Source organism: Zeimonas arvi, assembly GCF_008039575.1.
Classification (GTDB): domain Bacteria; phylum Pseudomonadota; class Gammaproteobacteria; order Burkholderiales; family Burkholderiaceae_E; genus Zeimonas; species Zeimonas arvi.
In genome coordinates, this window is sequence record NZ_VDUY01000001.1 from 557,434 (window position 1) to 574,036 (window position 16,603).

At 70.7% G+C, this 16,603-nt stretch carries 17 protein-coding genes; 7 read left to right on the plus strand and 10 right to left on the minus strand.

The features are described from left to right. Positions 1 to 129 precede the first annotated feature (129 nt). From FHP08_RS02585 to FHP08_RS02595, 4 genes are read left to right on the plus strand one after another with little or no spacing between them, the layout of a single operon-like run. The gene (locus tag FHP08_RS02585) at positions 130 to 1,380 is read left to right on the plus strand and encodes an MFS transporter (protein WP_147702728.1); all 1,251 of its coding nucleotides are present in this window, start codon (positions 130 to 132) and stop codon (positions 1,378 to 1,380) included. A 31-nt stretch (positions 1,381 to 1,411) separates the two neighbouring features. Continuing rightward, positions 1,412 to 1,537, plus strand: a complete 126-nt coding sequence (locus tag FHP08_RS18720; protein WP_267285473.1) for a hypothetical protein — start codon at positions 1,412 to 1,414, stop codon at positions 1,535 to 1,537. Positions 1,538 to 1,558: 21 nt separating this feature from the next. After that, the gene (gene ggt / locus FHP08_RS02590) at positions 1,559 to 3,259 is read left to right on the plus strand and encodes a gamma-glutamyltransferase (protein WP_222707799.1); all 1,701 of its coding nucleotides are present in this window, start codon (positions 1,559 to 1,561) and stop codon (positions 3,257 to 3,259) included. Between the two features lie 37 nt (positions 3,260 to 3,296). After that, complete coding sequence (locus FHP08_RS02595; RefSeq protein ID WP_147702729.1) at positions 3,297 to 3,917, plus strand: glutathione S-transferase family protein; 621 nt, start codon at positions 3,297 to 3,299, stop codon at positions 3,915 to 3,917. Here FHP08_RS02595 and FHP08_RS02600 read toward each other — a convergent pair. From FHP08_RS02600 to FHP08_RS02610, 3 genes are all read right to left on the minus strand, one after another. After that, on the minus strand, positions 3,914 to 4,252 hold the full coding sequence (locus tag FHP08_RS02600; RefSeq protein WP_147702730.1) for a nucleotide pyrophosphohydrolase: 339 nt from the start codon (positions 4,250 to 4,252) through the stop codon (positions 3,914 to 3,916). The two genes, FHP08_RS02595 and FHP08_RS02600, sit on opposite strands and share 4 nt — an antisense overlap. A gap of 31 nt (positions 4,253 to 4,283) precedes the next feature. Further along, positions 4,284 to 5,420, minus strand: a complete 1,137-nt coding sequence (locus FHP08_RS02605; RefSeq protein ID WP_147702731.1) for an iron-containing alcohol dehydrogenase — start codon at positions 5,418 to 5,420, stop codon at positions 4,284 to 4,286. Between the two features lie 93 nt (positions 5,421 to 5,513). After that, a complete protein-coding gene (locus FHP08_RS02610) occupies positions 5,514 to 6,089 on the minus strand; it encodes an RraA family protein (RefSeq protein ID WP_222707800.1) in 576 nt (191 codons plus the stop codon). 383 nt (positions 6,090 to 6,472) lie between these two features. Between FHP08_RS02610 and FHP08_RS02615 the strand changes: the two genes are divergently transcribed. Next, positions 6,473 to 7,105 (plus strand): DUF1989 domain-containing protein, encoded by a 633-nt coding sequence (locus FHP08_RS02615; RefSeq protein ID WP_225879024.1) that lies wholly within the window; start codon positions 6,473 to 6,475, stop codon positions 7,103 to 7,105. On the opposite strand, the gene FHP08_RS02620 is transcribed toward FHP08_RS02615, so the two are convergent. Genes FHP08_RS02620 through FHP08_RS02630 form a run of 3 tightly spaced genes read right to left on the minus strand, consistent with a single transcriptional unit; the run spans position 7,102 to position 9,640 of the window. Further along, on the minus strand, positions 7,102 to 7,743 hold the full coding sequence (locus FHP08_RS02620; protein WP_147702734.1) for a 2-hydroxychromene-2-carboxylate isomerase: 642 nt from the start codon (positions 7,741 to 7,743) through the stop codon (positions 7,102 to 7,104). The two genes, FHP08_RS02615 and FHP08_RS02620, sit on opposite strands and share 4 nt — an antisense overlap. Beyond that, entirely contained in the window at positions 7,740 to 8,567 is an 828-nt protein-coding gene (locus FHP08_RS02625; protein WP_147702735.1) for a MipA/OmpV family protein, read from the minus strand. Before FHP08_RS02625 ends, FHP08_RS02620 begins: the two co-directional genes overlap by 4 nt. Continuing rightward, entirely contained in the window at positions 8,564 to 9,640 is a 1,077-nt protein-coding gene (locus FHP08_RS02630; protein ID WP_147702736.1) for an AraC family transcriptional regulator, read from the minus strand. Before FHP08_RS02630 ends, FHP08_RS02625 begins: the two co-directional genes overlap by 4 nt. A 57-nt stretch (positions 9,641 to 9,697) precedes the next feature. Here FHP08_RS02630 and FHP08_RS02635 point away from each other — a divergent pair, with 57 nt between their 5' ends. After that, positions 9,698 to 10,078 (plus strand): DsrE family protein, encoded by a 381-nt coding sequence (locus tag FHP08_RS02635; RefSeq protein WP_147702737.1) that lies wholly within the window; start codon positions 9,698 to 9,700, stop codon positions 10,076 to 10,078. Here the strand turns inward: FHP08_RS02635 and FHP08_RS02640 are convergent. After that, positions 10,068 to 11,252, minus strand: coding sequence for an MFS transporter (locus FHP08_RS02640; protein WP_187272139.1), 1,185 nt, complete (start codon positions 11,250 to 11,252; stop codon positions 10,068 to 10,070). The genes FHP08_RS02635 and FHP08_RS02640 overlap by 11 nt on opposite strands. 100 nt (positions 11,253 to 11,352) lie before the next feature. Here FHP08_RS02640 and FHP08_RS02645 point away from each other — a divergent pair, with 100 nt between their 5' ends. Continuing rightward, on the plus strand, positions 11,353 to 11,952 hold the full coding sequence (locus FHP08_RS02645; RefSeq protein ID WP_147702739.1) for a flavin reductase family protein: 600 nt from the start codon (positions 11,353 to 11,355) through the stop codon (positions 11,950 to 11,952). A 140-nt stretch (positions 11,953 to 12,092) separates the two neighbouring features. On the opposite strand, the gene FHP08_RS02650 is transcribed toward FHP08_RS02645, so the two are convergent. The 3 genes from FHP08_RS02650 to FHP08_RS02660 are packed head-to-tail and all read right to left on the minus strand — an operon-like array spanning position 12,093 to position 16,601. Next, on the minus strand, positions 12,093 to 14,612 hold the full coding sequence (locus FHP08_RS02650; protein ID WP_147702740.1) for a solute carrier family 23 protein: 2,520 nt from the start codon (positions 14,610 to 14,612) through the stop codon (positions 12,093 to 12,095). Further along, complete coding sequence (locus tag FHP08_RS02655) at positions 14,605 to 14,988, minus strand: response regulator transcription factor (protein ID WP_147702741.1); 384 nt, start codon at positions 14,986 to 14,988, stop codon at positions 14,605 to 14,607. Before FHP08_RS02655 ends, FHP08_RS02650 begins: the two co-directional genes overlap by 8 nt. Beyond that, positions 14,985 to 16,601 (minus strand): sensor histidine kinase, encoded by a 1,617-nt coding sequence (locus FHP08_RS02660; RefSeq protein WP_225879025.1) that lies wholly within the window; start codon positions 16,599 to 16,601, stop codon positions 14,985 to 14,987. Before FHP08_RS02660 ends, FHP08_RS02655 begins: the two co-directional genes overlap by 4 nt. Between the last annotated feature and the right edge of the window lie 2 nt (positions 16,602 to 16,603).

Consider the following 16,603-nt stretch of genomic DNA (forward strand, 5'->3'; position numbering starts at 1 on the left):
AATTCGGGAGCGGGAGACTAACCGAAAGCGCGGCGGCGCGCGGAATCGCCCGAACCGGAACGCCCGGAAGACCGATCGGAACGCGGAGCCGACCGATGCCCCGGTCGCGCCCCGATAATCGTCCGCATCATGAAGGGCTTCTACGGCTGGCGCATGGTGATCGCGGGCTCCGCGCTGCAGTTCCTGCAGGGCGGCCTGATGATGCAGGCATTCGGCGCCTACGTGGCGGTCCTCACGACCGAGCGCGGCTGGAGCAAGACCGCGCTGTCGGGCGCCGCCGCGCTGCAGTCGGTCGAGAGCGCGCTGATCGGCCCGGCGCTGGGCTGGCTGGTGGACCGGGTCGGCGAGCACCGGCTCATCCAGCTTGGCATCGTGATCTTCGGGCTGGGCCTGATCGCCATGGGCTCGGTCGACACGCTGGCCGGCTTCTATGGCGCCGTCCTGCTGGTCGCGCTGGGCAGCAGCCTGGCCGGCTACTTCACGATCAACATCGCACTGATCCACTGGTTCGAGCGGCAGCGAGCCCGCGCGCTGTCCAGCGCGGGATTGGGCCTTGCGCTGGGCGGCTTGTTCGTCCCGGTGGTGGCGGCATCCATCACCGCGTTCGGCTGGCGCGCCACCGCGATCGGCTCGGGCGTGCTCGCGATCGCCATCGGCTGGCCGCTTGCGCGGGTCTTCCGGGGCCGTCCCGACGCGCTGGGCATGAGGATCGACGGCGCCTCGGCCCAGACGGCCGCGGCGACCGATGCCCCCGCGCCGACCCACACCGACGTGACCCCGGGCCTGACCGCGCGCCAGGCCCTGCGCACCGGGGCCTTCTGGCTGCTGTCGGCCGGCCACGGCATCGCGCTGTTCGCGGTCACCAGCGTGAACGTGCACGCGATCACCCACATCAAGGAAGGCCTGGGCTACTCGGTGGCGCAGGCCTCGCTGGTGATCACGCTGATGACCGGCGCGCAGATCGGCGGCGTACTGCTCGGCATGGCGGCAGGCGACCGCTACGACAAGCGCTGGATCTGCGCCGCCTGCATGCTGGGCCACGGCTTTGGCCTGCTGATGCTCACCTACGCGAACGGCAGCGTGATGCTCGCCGCCTTCGCGTTGCTGCACGGCACGGCCTGGGGGCTGCGCGGCCCGCTGATGCAGGCGATCCGGGCCGACTACTTCGGTCGCCGCTCGATCGGCATGATCATGGGCCTGTCGTCGGTGGTCATCGCGGTCGGCCAGGTCGGCGGCCCGCTGGTGGCTGGCGCATTCGCCGACCTTACCGGAGACTATCGCCTCGGCTACACGCTGCTGGCGGTGCTGGCGCTGGGCGGCTCCTTCGCCTTCCTGCTCGCCAGGCCGCCCGCGCTGCCCGGCGTGCCGGCCGCACGCTGAAGCGGCAGCCGCTCAAAGGAGGAGACCCGCCATGAAGCTTCCGGTCCTCGTTCTCGCGCTCGGCCTGCTCGCCGGCTGTGCGAGCGGCGCGCGGCACGATGCCGCCCCCGGTCCGACGGCCTGCCCGCCGGCCTACAACGGCTGCTTTGCCGACTGACCGACTGCACCACGATTCGACATGAGCACAGACTTCGGATTCGCCTGCGAGAAGCGCCCCGCGATCGGCACGCGGGGCATGGTCGTGACCAACCACCCGCTGGCCTCGGCCGCCGGGGCCGAGATGCTGGCTGCCGGCGGCAATGCGATCGACGCGGCCGTGGCGGCGCTGTTCACGCTGAGCGTCGTCGAACCGATGATGGTGGGCATCTTCGGCGGCGGCATCGCGCACCTGCGCCTTGCCGATGGCCGTCACCGCATCATCGACGGCCTCAGCTGCGCGCCCGGCGCCGCGCGCGCCGACAGCTACCGGCCGGTGTCGGACCGCATGCCCGACTACATGGAGACCGAAGACCGCGAGAACGCGGTCGGCGCGAAGTCGGTGGCGGTGCCGGGCAACCTGCTCGGCTGGTGCGAGGCCGCGCGGCGCCACGGCAGCCTGCCGCTCGCCGACCTGCTGGAACCGGCGATCCGGCACGCGCGCCGAGGCTTCCGGATCACCGGCTACCTTTCCGGCTGCATCGCCGAATGCGCGGCCGACCTGGCGGCCGACGCCGAGATCGCCCGGCACTTCCTGCCCGGCGGCAAGCCGCTGGCGGCCGGAGACCGGCTGGTGTCGGCCGCCTATGCCGACACCCTCGCCACGATCGCCCGGCAAGGACCCGCCGCGCTGCACGGCGGCGACCTGGGCCGGCATGCCGCCGAGGCGCTCGCGCGCCGCGGTGGCCTGCTCGCGCTCGACGACCTGGAAGGCTATTCGCTCGTCGACCGAGAGCCGGTGCGCGGCAGCTACCGGGGCCTCGAAGTGATTGGCCCCCCGCCGCCCTCGGCCGGAGGGGTGCACGTGCTGCAGATGCTGAACATCCTCGAGGCCTTCGACCTGCGCGGCATGGGCTTCGGCTCCCCGCAGGCCATGCACCTGCTGGCCGAAGCGCTGAAGATCGCCTTCGCCGATCGCGCTGCCGCCACCGCGGACCCGGCCTTCGTGGACGTGCCGGTGGCTCGCCTGGTGTCGAAGGACTACGCGGCCGAGCGCCGCGCGCTGCTCGACCGCGCCCGCGCCCGGGACTGGCAAGCCGGCGTCGCGGCGCCAGCCGGTTCCGGTCCCCTGCCCCGCGAATCCGCCAACACCACCCACGTCAGCGTGGCCGATCGCGACGGCAACATCGTGTCGAGCACGCAGACGATCAACAGCCTGTTCGGCGCGCGCATCATGATCCCGGGCACCGGCATCATCCCCAACAACTACATGTACCTGTTCGACCCGCACCCCGGCAAGGCGCTGTCGATCGCGCCCGGCAAGCGCGTCACGACCTCCACCGCGCCGACCATCGTGCTGCGCGACGGCCACCCGCGCTACGTGCTGGGACTGCCCGGCGGCCTGCGCATCTTCGGCTCGGTCATGCAGGCGCTGGTGAACCTGATCGACCACGGTATGACGATGCAGCAGGCGGTCGAAGCGCCGCGGCTGTGGACGCAAGGCCAGGAGCTCGAGGCCGAGGAAGGCCTGCCGAAGGCCGGCCGTGAAGCCCTGCGCGCAATGGGGCACCCGCTCATGGTGGTGCCCCACGTGGCCGGCGGCATGAACGGCATCGAGTTCGGCGAAGACGGCTCGATGACCGGCGCCGCCTGCTGGCGCGCCGACGGCACCGCGATCGGCCTGGGCGGCGGGACGGCGCGGCCCGACACGCGGTTCTGGCCCGAAGCGCCGCGAAAACCCTGAGGCCGGGCGCGGCCTGGAATCACACGGAACGACGACGATGTTGAAGATCTGGGGACGCCGCAACTCGATCAACGTGATGAAGGTGCTGTGGGTCTGCGAAGAGCTCGCCCTGCCCTTCGAGCAGATCGACGCCGGCATGCAGTTCGGCGTGGTGAACACGCCCGAGTACGCGGCGATGAACCCGAACCGCAAGGTGCCCACCATCGACGACGACGGCTTCACGCTGGCCGAGTCCAACACCATCGTGCGCTACCTGGCGGCCAGGCACGGCCGCGAGGACCTGCTGCCGACGGACGCGCGGGCGCGCGCGCGGATCGAGAGCTGGATGGACTGGGCCTCGTTCAGCCTGGCGATCGCGATGACGCCGCTCTTCTGGCAGCTGATCCGCACGCCCGGGAACCAGCGCGACCCCAAGGTCATCGCAGCGAACGCGACCGAGGCCGAGCGCTGCATGCGCATCCTGGACGACCAGCTCGCCGGCCAGCCGCACCTGGCCGGCGAGGGCTTCACGCTGGCCGACGTGCCGGCCGCGGCCTTCGTCCATCGCTGGCTGGCGCTGCCGATCGAGCGGCCGGCGCTGCCGCGGCTGGAGGCGTACTACCGGCGCATGCTGGAGCGGCGAGGGTACCGCGCGCACGTGGCGGGGCCGCTGAGCTAGGCCGGATACCTCCGCGCATTCGCCGCGAGCTTCTCGCGCACCGCGGCGTCCAGGTCCACGCCCAGCACCGAAGCGAGCCGCACCAGGTAGATCAGCACGTCGGCCAGCTCGTCGCGCACCGCCTGCGCGGTGGCCGGATCGCGGGCCGCCTCGGCGGACTGGGTCTCGGTCAGCCACTGGAAGATCTCGACCAGTTCGCCGACCTCGCCGGTCAGCGCCATCGCCAGGTTCTTCGGCGAATGGAAGCGGTTCCAGTCGCGCGCGTCGGCGAACGCCTGCAGCGCGGACTGCAGCGCCGAGACGTCGACGAGCGTGCCGGCGTCCTTCCTTGTCATGTCGCGGACCGATCCCGGTGGCGGCCGCGCATCAGCCTTCGAACGACGCCTCGAGCATGCCGAGGTAGTCGTCCCGCGTGGCCGCGCGCGGATTGGTCGCGTGGCAGTGGTCGAGCAGCGCCGCGTCGGCGATGCCCGGCAGGTCATCGCGGCGAACGCCCATTGCGGCGAGCCCCGCCGGCAGGCCGAGCCGGGCGTTGAGACCCTCGATGAACGCCGCCGGATCGGCGCCCGCGGGCAGGCCCATCGCATCGGTCAGCGTGCGCGCCCTGGCCTCGAGCACCGGGGCATTGAATCGCAGCACCGCGGGCAGCAGGACCGCGTTCAGCGTGCCGTGGTGCAGCGGCCGTCCCTTCAACGCACCGAGCGGATGCGACAGCGCGTGCACCGCGCCCAGCCCCTTCTGGAAGGCCATGGCGCCTTCCATCGCGGCCATCATCATCTCCCAGCGCGCCTGGCGATCGCCACCGTCGCGCGTCGCGCGCTCGATGTGCGCGCAACCGCGCCGCAGGCCGTCGAGCGCGATCGCCTCGGCCGGCGGATTCACCGACGGCGCGCAGAAGGTCTCGATGCAATGCGCGATCGCATCCATGCCGGTGGCGGCGGTCAGCATGGCCGGCAGGCCGAGCGTGAGCTCGGGGTCGCACAGCGCGACCTTCGGCAGCAGATGAGGGCTGAGCAGGCCGAGCTTGCGGCCGTTTCGCATCACGATCACGCTGCCGCGGCCGACCTCGCTGCCGGTGCCCGCGGTGGTGGGAATCGCCACCAGCGGCGCCACCTTGGCGGTGATCCGCGCCGCGCCCCCCTCGACCGCGGCGTACTGCAGCAGCGGCTCGGGATGGGTGGCAATCAGCGCCACCGCCTTGGCCAGGTCGATCGACGAGCCCCCGCCCACGGCCACCAGGCCGTCGCAAGCCTGCTCGCGGTACACCTGCGCGGCGAGCATCACCGCGTCCTCGGTGGGATTGGGCGGCGTGCCGTCCCAGGTCCGCGCGTCGGCCGCACTGCCGATCGCCTCGGTGACCCGGGCAAGCAGCCCGGCGGCCACCACGCCGCGGTCGGTGACGATCAGCGGCCGGGTCACGCCGAGGCGCTGCAACTCGCCGGGCAACAGGCGCAGCGCGCCGAAGTCGAACTGGATCGTCGTCAGGTAGGTGATGGTGGCCATGTGGAGTCCGGGGTCGGTGAGCGGGGTACGGCTCGGGATCGAAGGCGATCGCGAGACTGCGATGGTATCGGTTCGGCGGGCGAGCGGATCGGATCAGCGCTCGAGAAAGGGCGGCAGGCGCAGGCCCGCCCTGACCTTCGCATCCAGCGCCGCCTCGGCCGCGCGCACGGCCTCGAGGCGCGCGAGCACCTCGTCGATCCGTTCGAAGGGCACGACCACCACGCCGTCCTGGTCGCCGGCCAGGATGTCGCCCGTGGCGACCGCCGAACCGGCCAGCACCACCGGGAAACCCACCGTGCCGGGGCCCTCGCGAGCAGGCGAATTCGGCGTCACGCCGAGCGCGAAGCAGGGGAGACCGACCTCGCGCAGCCCGGGAATGTCGCGCACGCAGCCATCGGTCACGAAGGCGACCGCGCCGCTGTTGCGCGCCATGCCGAGCAACAGGTCGCCGGCGACCGCGCAGCCCGCATGTCCGCCGGTGGCCGCCGCGAGCACGTCGCCGGGCTGCAGCAGGCGCAGCGCCGCGAACACCGCCAGGTTGTCGGCCGGGCCGGCATCGCAGGTGAGCGCCACCCCGCAGAAGGCGGCCTGCTCCGACACGACCGGCTTGATCCGGTAGTCGAGCCCGCCGCTGCCGCCGAGCGCATCGACGACGAAGCCGGTGGGCACGCCGCGAAGCGCCGCCAGCTGGTCGGGGCGCGGGCGCCGCAGTTCTTTCCCAACGCGAATCTTAGGTGCGTCTTCGATCAAGGCGATCCCCTGGACGTTCGGTGACCCTTCATTCTAGGAGCGCAGGAGCGGCCGCGCTCGACGACGACGCGATCCGGAACGCGATGGCGACGCCGTTGCCGATCTCCGACGAAGCGATCGACTGGCTGCGCCACCCGTCGGCCGATGCCCCGCGACTGCCCCGCCTGGCGCCAGTCGCCCGATCGTCAGCGCTGGCTGGGCGAGTCGCGGCTGGACGCCTTCTCTGCGATGATTGTCCGCGCGATGCGCGAGCGCGCGCTGGACCCGAAACCCGAACCCGCACGGAGACGTCCTTGAACAAGGTGATCGAGAGAGTGGTTCCAGGAAAGCACGGCATCGCCGTCGAGATGCAGCCCGGACAGCAGCTGCGCGTCACCGACCTGGAAGGCCGGCAGGTCGTCGACATGGCGCTGTTCAATCTGCAGAACCTGCGCGAGAAACTGTCGACCTCGTACTCGCGGACCCGCTACCTCCCGAAGCACGTCGGGGACTACATCCCGCGCGACCGGATCAACGTCGGCGACACCCTGATGTCCACCCTCTGCCGGCCGATGATGACCTTCATCGACGAGACGGCTCCCGAGAAGGGGGTGCACGACTGCCACAACCGCATGTGCAACCGCTACCTGTACGAGGTGCAGCTGGGGCTCGGGCCGCAGGACGGCTGCCACGAGATCATCGCGAAAGCCGTCTCGCCCTACGGCCTGCTGCCAGAGGACATCCCCGACACCTTCGACATCAACATGCGCTACGAGCACGACTGCACCCGGCATCGATGGGTGATCGGCTTGCCAGCCAGCCGTGCCGGCGATTACGTCGAATTCCGCGCCGAGATGCCTCTGCTGGTTGCGCTGTCGGTCTGCCCGCTCGAGTCGGGCGACTGCAACGGCGGCAAGTCGACGCCGGTCCGCGTCGAGGTGTTCGAGCCTGCCTAGCGGTCGCGCGGCAGGCCCCAGGGCAGCCGGGTCACCGACGCCCAATCCGGCCCCGCGAACCACGGATCGCCCGCCAGGAAAGCCCGCAGCATCGGCAGCGAATCCAGGCCCCAGAACAATCGACCATCGACCTCGAGGGTCGGCACGCCGAACACCTTCCCCGCGATCGCCTCGGCGGTGTTCGCGCGCAGCAGCGCCCGGACCTCGGGCCCTTCCGGATCCAGTTGCGGCGCGAGCCTGCGCTCGAGCGCGGCCAGGCGGTCGGGATCCAGCGGCTCCTCGCCGCTCTCCCACACGTGGCGAAACACCGCCTCGCACGCCGCCGCGCCCGGGCACCCGCGCGAATCGGTGGCCAGCGCGAGGCGAAGCAACGACACCGGGTTGAACGGATGCCGCGCCGGCATCCGCAGCGGGGTGCCCTGGCTTCGGCCCAGCCAAAGCACCTGCCGGTAGGTCCAGTCGCGCTTGGGCGGGATCTCGGCCGGCCCGAGGCTGCCGAGCTCGCGCAGCAGCGCGCCGAGCAGCACCGGCCGGTGGATGACCTCGACCTCGAGCCCGTCCAGCGCGCGGGGAAGCGCGTCGAAGGCGAGCCAGGCATAGGGCGACACGAAGTCCAGATGGAAAGTGATCGTCTTCATCGCGACCCCGCAAAGATCCAGGCCACGCCGAACCCGCCGGCAAGGTAGCTGCGCGAGCGCACCAGCGGGCTGTCCTCCAGCGCCGAAGCGCCGTGCAAGGAGTCCATGCGAAGAAAGCCTCCGAACCAGAAGTTTCCGTACCGGCGACCGAAACTCAGCTGCGACTGGATGCCGGCATAGCCGCCCGGCGCCTCGTAGGCCGGACGGGTGGCGGTGGCGAACCGCGGGGCCACCGAGTAGAAGTAGTCGTGATGACGGCTGTCGCCATAGAGCAGGCCCAGCGAGGCGTTCACGTCCAGCCCCGAGCCCCAGGCATCGGGCAGGTGCAAGGCCAGGTAGGGGCTCGCCGTCCAGCCCTTGTGCGAGAGCCCGCCGCCCTCCAGCGCGAAGGCGGCGCGCGCCGCCAGGCGGAAGCTCAGCTCGCTCTCGCGCTTGCGCCGGTCGCCGACCAGGCGCACCACGAGCTCGGGACCGATCTCGCCGAGCGGGTCGAGCTCGGGCATGCCGGCGCGGGCGCGGTTGCCGCCGCTGCGCAGCGAGATGTTCCCGGTGAAGCTCGCGTCGAGCTCCACCCGCTCGGAGTCGAACAGCCGGGCCACGACGCCGCCTCGATCCACGCGCAGGCGCTCGCCGCGGTACACGAAGTACGGGAAGGGCAGCAGGTAGCCGTGCGCCTCGTCCGAGCCACGGTAGTCCGGAAGGCGAACGGCCGACAGGCCGACGCCGGCTTCCCAGAACGGCTGCGCGGAGGCGTTCGCAGCGCCAAGCAGCGCCAGCAGGCACGCAAGGCGCAGGCCACGCAGGGGGCCGCGATCGCGCCTCATGGCCCGGCGCTCGCGGACGCGCGACCGGCATGAGACTGGCCTACCGGGGGCTGGCTCGCGGGGGCATGCCCGGGCTGTTGCCTGCGCCACTCGCCGGGCGGCAGCCCGAAGCGCCGCTTGAAGGCCCGGCTGAAGGCCGCCTCGGACTCGTAGCCGGCCCGACCGGCGATCGTCTTCGTCGGCAAGTCGCTGGACTTCAACTGCTGCGCAGCGAGCTGCAGGCGCCAACCGGCCAGGTAATGCATGGGCGGCTGGTCGAGCAGGCGCCGGAAGCGATCGGCGAGCACGCTGCGCGACACGCCCACCCGCCGGGCAAGCTCCGTCACGCTCCAGGCCCCGAAGGGCTCGGCATGCAGGTATCCGAGCGCGGCCCGGGCCACCGGATCGCGATAGGCCGCGAACCAGCCGGCCTGGTCGTCGGCCAGGCCCTGCATGCGCGCGCGCAGGATCTCGATGAACACCAGTTCGGCCAGCCGCGGCAGCATGTTGCGCGAGCCGGGCATCAGTTCGGTGGCCTCGGCGGCGGCATGGCGAATCGTCGCCGCCAGCCAGCTGTCACCCGGCCAGGACTCGGGCCCCACGTGCAGCAGCGCTGGCAGGTGCCGCAGGATCGGATGGAAGAGCAACTCGTCGCACTGCAGGAAACCGCAGACGATCGAGCTCGGGGGCCCCGCGCCGCCCCCGTGCTGCACGACCAGGATGTCCGTCCAGGGCGGCAGCGGAAGCAGCTGCCCGACCTGCACCGGCATTGCGGCCTCGCGGCCTCGCAGGCCGTGGCTGTCGCCGTGAGGCAGCAGCACGGCGTCGCCCTCGGCCAGCCAGACCGGCTCGTGCCCCGGCAACTCGAGCCAGCAACCGCCGGATGCCACGATATGGAAGGGAATGATGTGCTCGGTGCGAAACGGCAGCACCCGCGCCAGCTGCCGCGAACCCGGCGTCTGCACGGCCCACGGCTCGCGGAACTCGGCGCGAAAGAGCACGGTGCCCACCAGGTGCATGCTGCCCAGCAGGTCCGAAAGCAGGTCGCCCGCCGAAGCCGGCGTTTCGGGCAAGACCTTCGGCCTTTCGATCATGTTCTCCCCGCGCAAAACGGCCTACGCTGACGAAACATACAACGGAGGAAGCCCGCCATGGCCAACCAGACTGCTCCCGGGGCCCGCGAACTGGTCGTCGTGCTCACGCACGGCATCGACCACGAACTCTCGTCGGCTGGCATGATCATCGCCCTGGGCGGCATGACCGCCGGCCTGAAGGTCTCGATCTTCCTGACCAGTTCGGGAGTGGACATCGTTCGGCGGGGCGCCGCCGACACCACTCACGTCAAGCCGCTGGAACCCCTGGCCGACATGCTGCGCGACTTCCTGGCCCGGGGCGGCACCCTGTGGGCATGCACCCCCTGCGTGAAGAGCCGCGGGTACACGCAGGAGAGCCTGCTCGATGGCGTGATCATCGCCGGATCGAGCGTCATGCACGAGCGGATCAAGGCCGGCGCGGCCACGCTCAGCTTCTGAGCGATCGGCCGCCGGCGGGCAATCCCCCCGCCAGCAGTGCGCCCAGCACATTGCCGCCCGCCGCGACCAGCACCGCGGCGCCATAGCCGCCGGTGCGGTCGAACAGCCAGCCCGCCAGGATCGGCAGGCTGACCGCTGCGATGCACCAGGCAATGTACAGTTGCCCGGCGATCCGGCCGAACTCGTTGCGATGCCAGTACTGGGCGATCGCCCCGGCCACCGCGCCCGACATGAAGCCGTAGCCCATGCCGATCATCGCCAGCGCCGGCACCGCGGCCAGGGGCCCGGGCCAGAAGCTCAGCAGCATCGCGCCGGCGAGCGACCACAGGTGCGCAGCCGCGGCGACCCGCGGCATCGGAAAGCGGTCGACCAGCCAGCCGCCCCCGACGCGTGCCGCGGCGATCGCCGCGGTGATGAAGGTGGTGGCCCCGAGCGCCAGTGCGGTGCGCCCGCCGTAGGCCTGCACGATTCCGGCGGCCTGGCTCATCACGGTGAGCCCCGCCGCCGCCGCGAGAAAGAACACCACGAACAGCCGCGCGAACACCGGCCACTGCCGATCGATCGACCCGGCGGCCGGGAGGTCTGACGTCCGCATCCGGATGTCGGCCCGGGCCAGCAGCCAGGCGGCGAACACGCAGGCGGCGAGGACGGTCGCGCCGAGCCCCGCCAGCGTGGCCCGCAATCCGAAGGCCGCGATCGTATAGCCGAACAGAGGCGCCCCGATCATGGCGCCCAACGGGTACAACGCCACCACGTAGCCGTTCACCAGGCCGCCGCTCGAAGCCAGCGTCTGGTTGACGCCCTGCTGGACCAGGATGAAACCCACCCCGCCACCCAGCCCGAACAACAGACCGTAACCCAGCGCAAGCTGGCCGATGCCACCCGCGCTCGCCGCCAGCCAGAGCCCGATCGCGCTGCCCGCGCCGGCCAGCAGGAGCACCGGCACGGCCGGCAGGCGGCGATACAGCAAGGGCGAAAGGTTCATGCCCACGACCAGGCAGATCGTGGCCAGGCCGAACACGAAGCTCATCTGCGCGCGGCCGATGCCGAGCATCTCCTCCATCGGCTTCAGGAATACGCTGAACGCGTAGATGGTGCCGAAGGGCAGGTTGACCGCGGTGGCCGCGGCGACGACGGCAAGGGCGCGCTGGCGGTGACTCGTCGGGCTGGGCATGCCGCAACTTAGCCTTTCGACCGGCGAATGGCTATGCTGCGTGCCATCCCGAACGCGGCCGCCATGCCGTTTTTCCCGCACCGAACCTGCACGCCGGACCATGCGAAAGCCCGTTGCCCTCCCCCATGCCTCCCGCCTGCTCAACCACGGCCCCACCGTCCTGGTGAGCAGCGCCCACCGGGGATGCCGCAACGTCATGGCGGCCGCCTGGTCGATGCCGGTCGAGTTCACGCCGCCGCGCATCGCGGTGGTCATCGACAAGAGCACCTACACCCGAGAGCTGGTCGCCGCGAGCGGCGCCTTCGCCCTGAACATACCCTGTCGAGCGCAGGCCGACCTGGCCTTCGCCGTGGGCAGCACCAGCGGGCGAGCGTCGCTGGCGCACGGCACCGACAAGTTCGCCGAATACGGCATCGACACCTTCGACGGACCCGAGCTCGGCCTGCCGCTGGTCGCCGGCTGCATCGCCTGGATGGAGTGCCGGACGATCGCCGAGCCGCATGCCGAGCAAGCCTACGACACCTTCTTCGCCGAGGTGGCTTCGGCGCAGGCGGATCCGCGGGTGTTCGACGGCGGCAAGTGGCACCTTTCGCCGGAAAACGCGGCGCTGCACACGCTGCATCACCTGGGCGGCGGCGTGTTCGCGGTGGCGGCGGAGGGAGTGCGGGCGAAGCCGCTGCCCGGCCGGCACGGCAGGTAGGCGGTCCGGACGATCTCGCCGATTCCGGATCGCCGCTCCTGCTCGCGCAGGTGCGGCTCTACGGCCACATGGTCTCGCGCCTGCTGCACTTCGCCGCCTGCCTGGGCGCGCGCGCCCTGTTACGGCTGCCACAGCCTTGCTCAGTGCTCGAACTCGAAGCAGATCGATTGCGCGTCCAGGATCCGCGCCCTGCAGTCGTACCGGCGTTCGATCGTCCGGGCGACCCGCTCCAGCGCGGCCGACTGGTCGAGCGACTGCGCGCCGCTGCGGGCAGAACCGGGCTGCCCGTTCCGCACCACCACCGAAAGCCGGAATTCGTCGAACTGAAGCGCCACCTCGAGGCTCGTGGCGCCCGACACGATCGCAAGCTCCTCGCACCACTCCGTGACCGCCGGCGCGGCACGGTGGATCACATCGCCGCGAGCCCCCCAACTGGCGCCCTGCCGCTCGAAGAACCGCAAGATCCGGTCTGCGGTCCCGGAGTCGAAGACCAGATCCAGCTTCGCGCGACTGGAGACCCCCGCATTGAGGCCCAGGTTCAGGACCAGCGCCAGGATCGTGGACACCGACAGCGGACTTCCTGCCAAGGCCAGGGCCCAGGCCGGCGCATCTTCGGCAATGCCGGGCATCGCCATCAGCCCGACTCCGGCAAGCAAGGGAAGCCCCACCACGTAGTTGCGCCGCGCGTCGAGCATCCGCGCAGTGACGAGCTCGGCGCCGGAGGACACCAGGTGACAGGCGACGAACAGCAGGCCCGCCCCCATGACCGGCGCAGGCATCATCGAAAGCAGCGTGGTCGCCTTCGGCATGAAGGCCAGCGCAAGGAACATCCCGGCCACCACCAGCCCCAGCACGCGCGCGGTAGCGCCGGTGGCTGCCGCGAGGCCCACACTCCCCCCCGAGATCCCCAGCCCGACGCCGCCCAGGGCTCCGGCGGCCAGGTTGCCCACTCCGCTCGCCATGATTGCGCCGCTCGTCGAGCGCATGTCGGGCCGCTTCCATCCAGCGTCGTTCGTCTTCTGGCAACTGGTCACCAAGCCGGCCTCCTTCACGCCCGAGGCGAGCGCCGCCGCGAAGAAGGGCATCACCAGCGCCACTTCGAACCGCAGGCCCTCGGCGGGGAGCGCCAGCATGCCGAACAACGGCAACTCGCCGACCCGCTGGGCCGTCGTCACATCCAGCAAGCCTGCGGCGGCCCCTGCGAGGTAGCCGAGCCCCATGCCGGCGGCCGTGGCGTAGAGGCGGATCCTGCGGAAGGGCAGCACCGACAGGACCACGATCGCGCCGAGAGTCAGCAGGCCCACCCCGATGCTGGCGGACCGGGCCACGGCAACACCATCGCCACCCCCGAACACCTGCGGCAGCGCAACCGGCACGATGGACAGCCCGACCATCAGGACGACCACCCCCGAGACCTCGGGCGGAAACAGCTTGCGAAAACGCAGCACGAGCTGTGACATCAAGAGCGTGACCGCGCCGGCGAAGATCGTCATCCCGAACACGAGGCCGAGGCCCCCGAGCCTGGCAGCGAGCAGGCTCGGGCCCAGGTAGATCGCCGACGTGATGTACGGGGCGAGGAATCCGGATCCCACCCATCCGGACCGAGACGTCTGCAGCAGGGTCGCAACAGCCATCGCGACCAGCGACATGCTCACGACCGATGCGGCAGCCGAGCGCGAGCCGCCCGCCTCGAGGGTCACCAGCACCGGATAGGCGAGGGACATCACCGCGATCAGCACGTGCTGGAATGCGAGCAGCAAGGCGACCCCGACCGGCGGACGGTCGTCGACCGCGTAGATGAGATCGACCGGCTTGCCGGATGTCGACTTCAGGGCGCGATCGAGTCGCGCCGCCTCGATCGCCGCAGCAGCATGGGCCGCCATCGAGTTGACCGCCTGAAGCTCGCCGGCGCTGAACTCGCGACGCGCCCGCATCCCGGCCACCAGCACTCCGAATACCCGGTCGTGCGACCTCAGGGGGCTGCAGATGATCGACTGCAGCCGGTTCCGCGCCGCCAGCGATCGCGAGTCGGACGAGACCTCGTTGACGATCTCGCCCACCCCCGATTGCAGGACCGACGCGACGATGTCGTCCGCCACGTCACGGGTCGCCCGGTCGTGAAAGGGATCGCCGCGCCCCGCCGCCGTTTCCAGCCGGTTCGTCTCGGGATTCAGGAGCAGCGCGGTCGCGCTGTCGCAGCGAAGGAAACGGGCCGCTTCCTCGCAGAGCACCTGCGCGATCTCGCCCGAATCGGTGGCCCCGATGATCTTCTCCGAGACGGCGTAGAGCATCGTGACTTCCTTGTAGCGGTCGAGCGACTCGCGGGCGAGCGCGCCTGTCTCTGCCTCCTGCGCGAACAGCACGCGGAGCAGGCGCGCCAGCTCGCCGGCGCGAGGGCCGTACACCCGCGCAACCGGGCGACCGTCAATCGTCACCACCTGGTGCTCGCCGTCGAGCTCGATCGGATCGCCGGCAACCGCCTTCCCTTGCGGATCCGTCAACGCGTGCCGGGGTCCCAGTCTGGTCAGTTCGGACGCCAGGTACTCGGCGAGCCCGGGCTTGCGAAGCAACCTTCGCAACGCCCTTCCGGACGCTCCCGAGGCGCCCTCGTCGTTCGCGCCTGCCCGCTCGCCTGCGTCGAGCAGGCGTCCCCTAGTCATCGGCGAAGCCAAGCGCCTGCCGAACCGCGGCCAGGAGCGCGTCCGGATCGAAGGGCTTGATCAGGTAACCGTTCGCGCCGACCTCCCGGGCCCTGGCGCGGTCGTACTCCTGCCCCTTCGCCGTCAGGAAGATGACGTGGGCGCCGCGAGCGCCGTCGTCGTTGCGCAGGTTCGCGCAGACCTCGAAACCGTTCATCCCGGGCATCATGACGTCGAGCAGCACCACGTCCGGCCGCTCCACGAGGATCATCGAGAGCGCCGTCGTCCCGTCAGGGGCAACGAGGATCTCCACTCCCTCGTCCTCGAGTTCCTCGATGCTTCGCTCGATCAGGGTACGGATGTGGGCCTGGTCCTCGGCGATCAAGACCTTCTTCATGGCTCGCGGCCCTCCTGGCGCTCGACGCTCCGGCCGCCCCCGTCGCAGCCGGGGAGGACAAAGCGGAAGGTACTGCCCTTGCCGACCTCGCTTTCGACCCAGATCTCGCCGCCGAAGTCCTTGACGATCTCGCGGCAGATCGGCAGGCCGAGTCCGGTGCCGGTCGGCTTGTCCGTCAGCGTATCGCCCACCTGCCGGAACTTCTCGAAGATGGCCTCGCGGTCCTCCGGCGCGATGCCGAGGCCCGTGTCGGCGACACTGAACTCCACGAAGCCGTCGTCGCGCCGACGCGCTGCACAGCGTATCTCTCCCTGCGACGTGAACTTGACCGCGTTCGAAATCAGGTTGACCAGCACCTGGATCAGGCCGTCTCGATCCGCGAGCACCGAGCCGACATCCGCGGCAGCGTGGACCCTGCAGGCCAGGCCCTTCGCCGCGTAAAGCGAGCTGGTTGCGGCGGCCGCCTGCGAGAGGACCTCCGGAACATCGACCGGGCCGACGTCCCAACGCATCTCCCCGGCCTCGATCTTCTCGAGATCGAGAAGATTGTTGATCAGGGAAGTGAGGCGCTCGCCTTCGCCCAGGATGATCCCGATGTGCTCGCTCACCTCGTCGACTGCCGGCCCGAGATTCGCAGGACCGGACTGGATGGCCGGGCGAATCGTCCGCTCGAGCCGGCGCTGGATCAACCGCGTGAAACCGAGGATCGAGGTCAGTGGCGTGCGCAACTCGTGGCTCACATTCGTGAGGAATGCCGATTTCGCCAGGTTGGCCGCCTCGGCTGCCCTGCGAGCTTCGTCGAGGGATCGCTCGTGATCGCGGAGCTCCCGGGTCACCGCATCGAACACGCCGACCGCCCGGGCCATCTCGCCGATCTCGTCGCGCCGGTCTCGGCCCGGCACCTCGTTGACGCGGTCCCCGGCCGCGATGGCCGTGAGAATGTCGATCATCTGGCTGATCGGCCGGGAGATCGCGCGGCCGACGTAGATCGTGATCCCTATCGAAAGCAGGATCACGAGCGCCGCCCCGATCGCGAGCATCCGTGCCAGCCGGGCGACCTCGCGCTCGGCACGCTCGACGGTGGCGAGCGCGGAATCGAGCGAGCGCTCGGCGAGTTCGGAGATGTAGCCCTGCAGCTGCTGGTAGTGCGCCATGATCGTGCTGACCGACATCGTGTCGACCGGCGCCCCGCCGAACATGCGCGTGGAGACCGCCCTGTGGATCGTCAGGAAGTCCTCGATATTCGCCACGACGTCGCCGTGACCTGCTCCGACGGGACTCGCCTTCACGCTGTCGAGCGCGCGCGCGATGTCCTCGTAGCGGTCGAGGATCGATTCGCGAAGATCGGCGAGCACGGGGTCGTCGGCATCCAGCCGTTGCCGCAGCTGCGCGTAGCGCAGCACCGCCGCCTGCACCTCAGACACCGAAAGCAGCAGACGCGTCGTGGTCGTCGTGGCGACCGTGAGAGGCCCCTGCACCACTTCGCGGTAGCTGGCCTGCTGCTTGCGGAGCGCAAGGTCGAAGACCAGCATCGCACCGAGCATCAGCACAATGATGATCGACGGCGCGACGAACACGGTCGTCCTGATCGACCAGCGGCTCCATGCGCTCACGC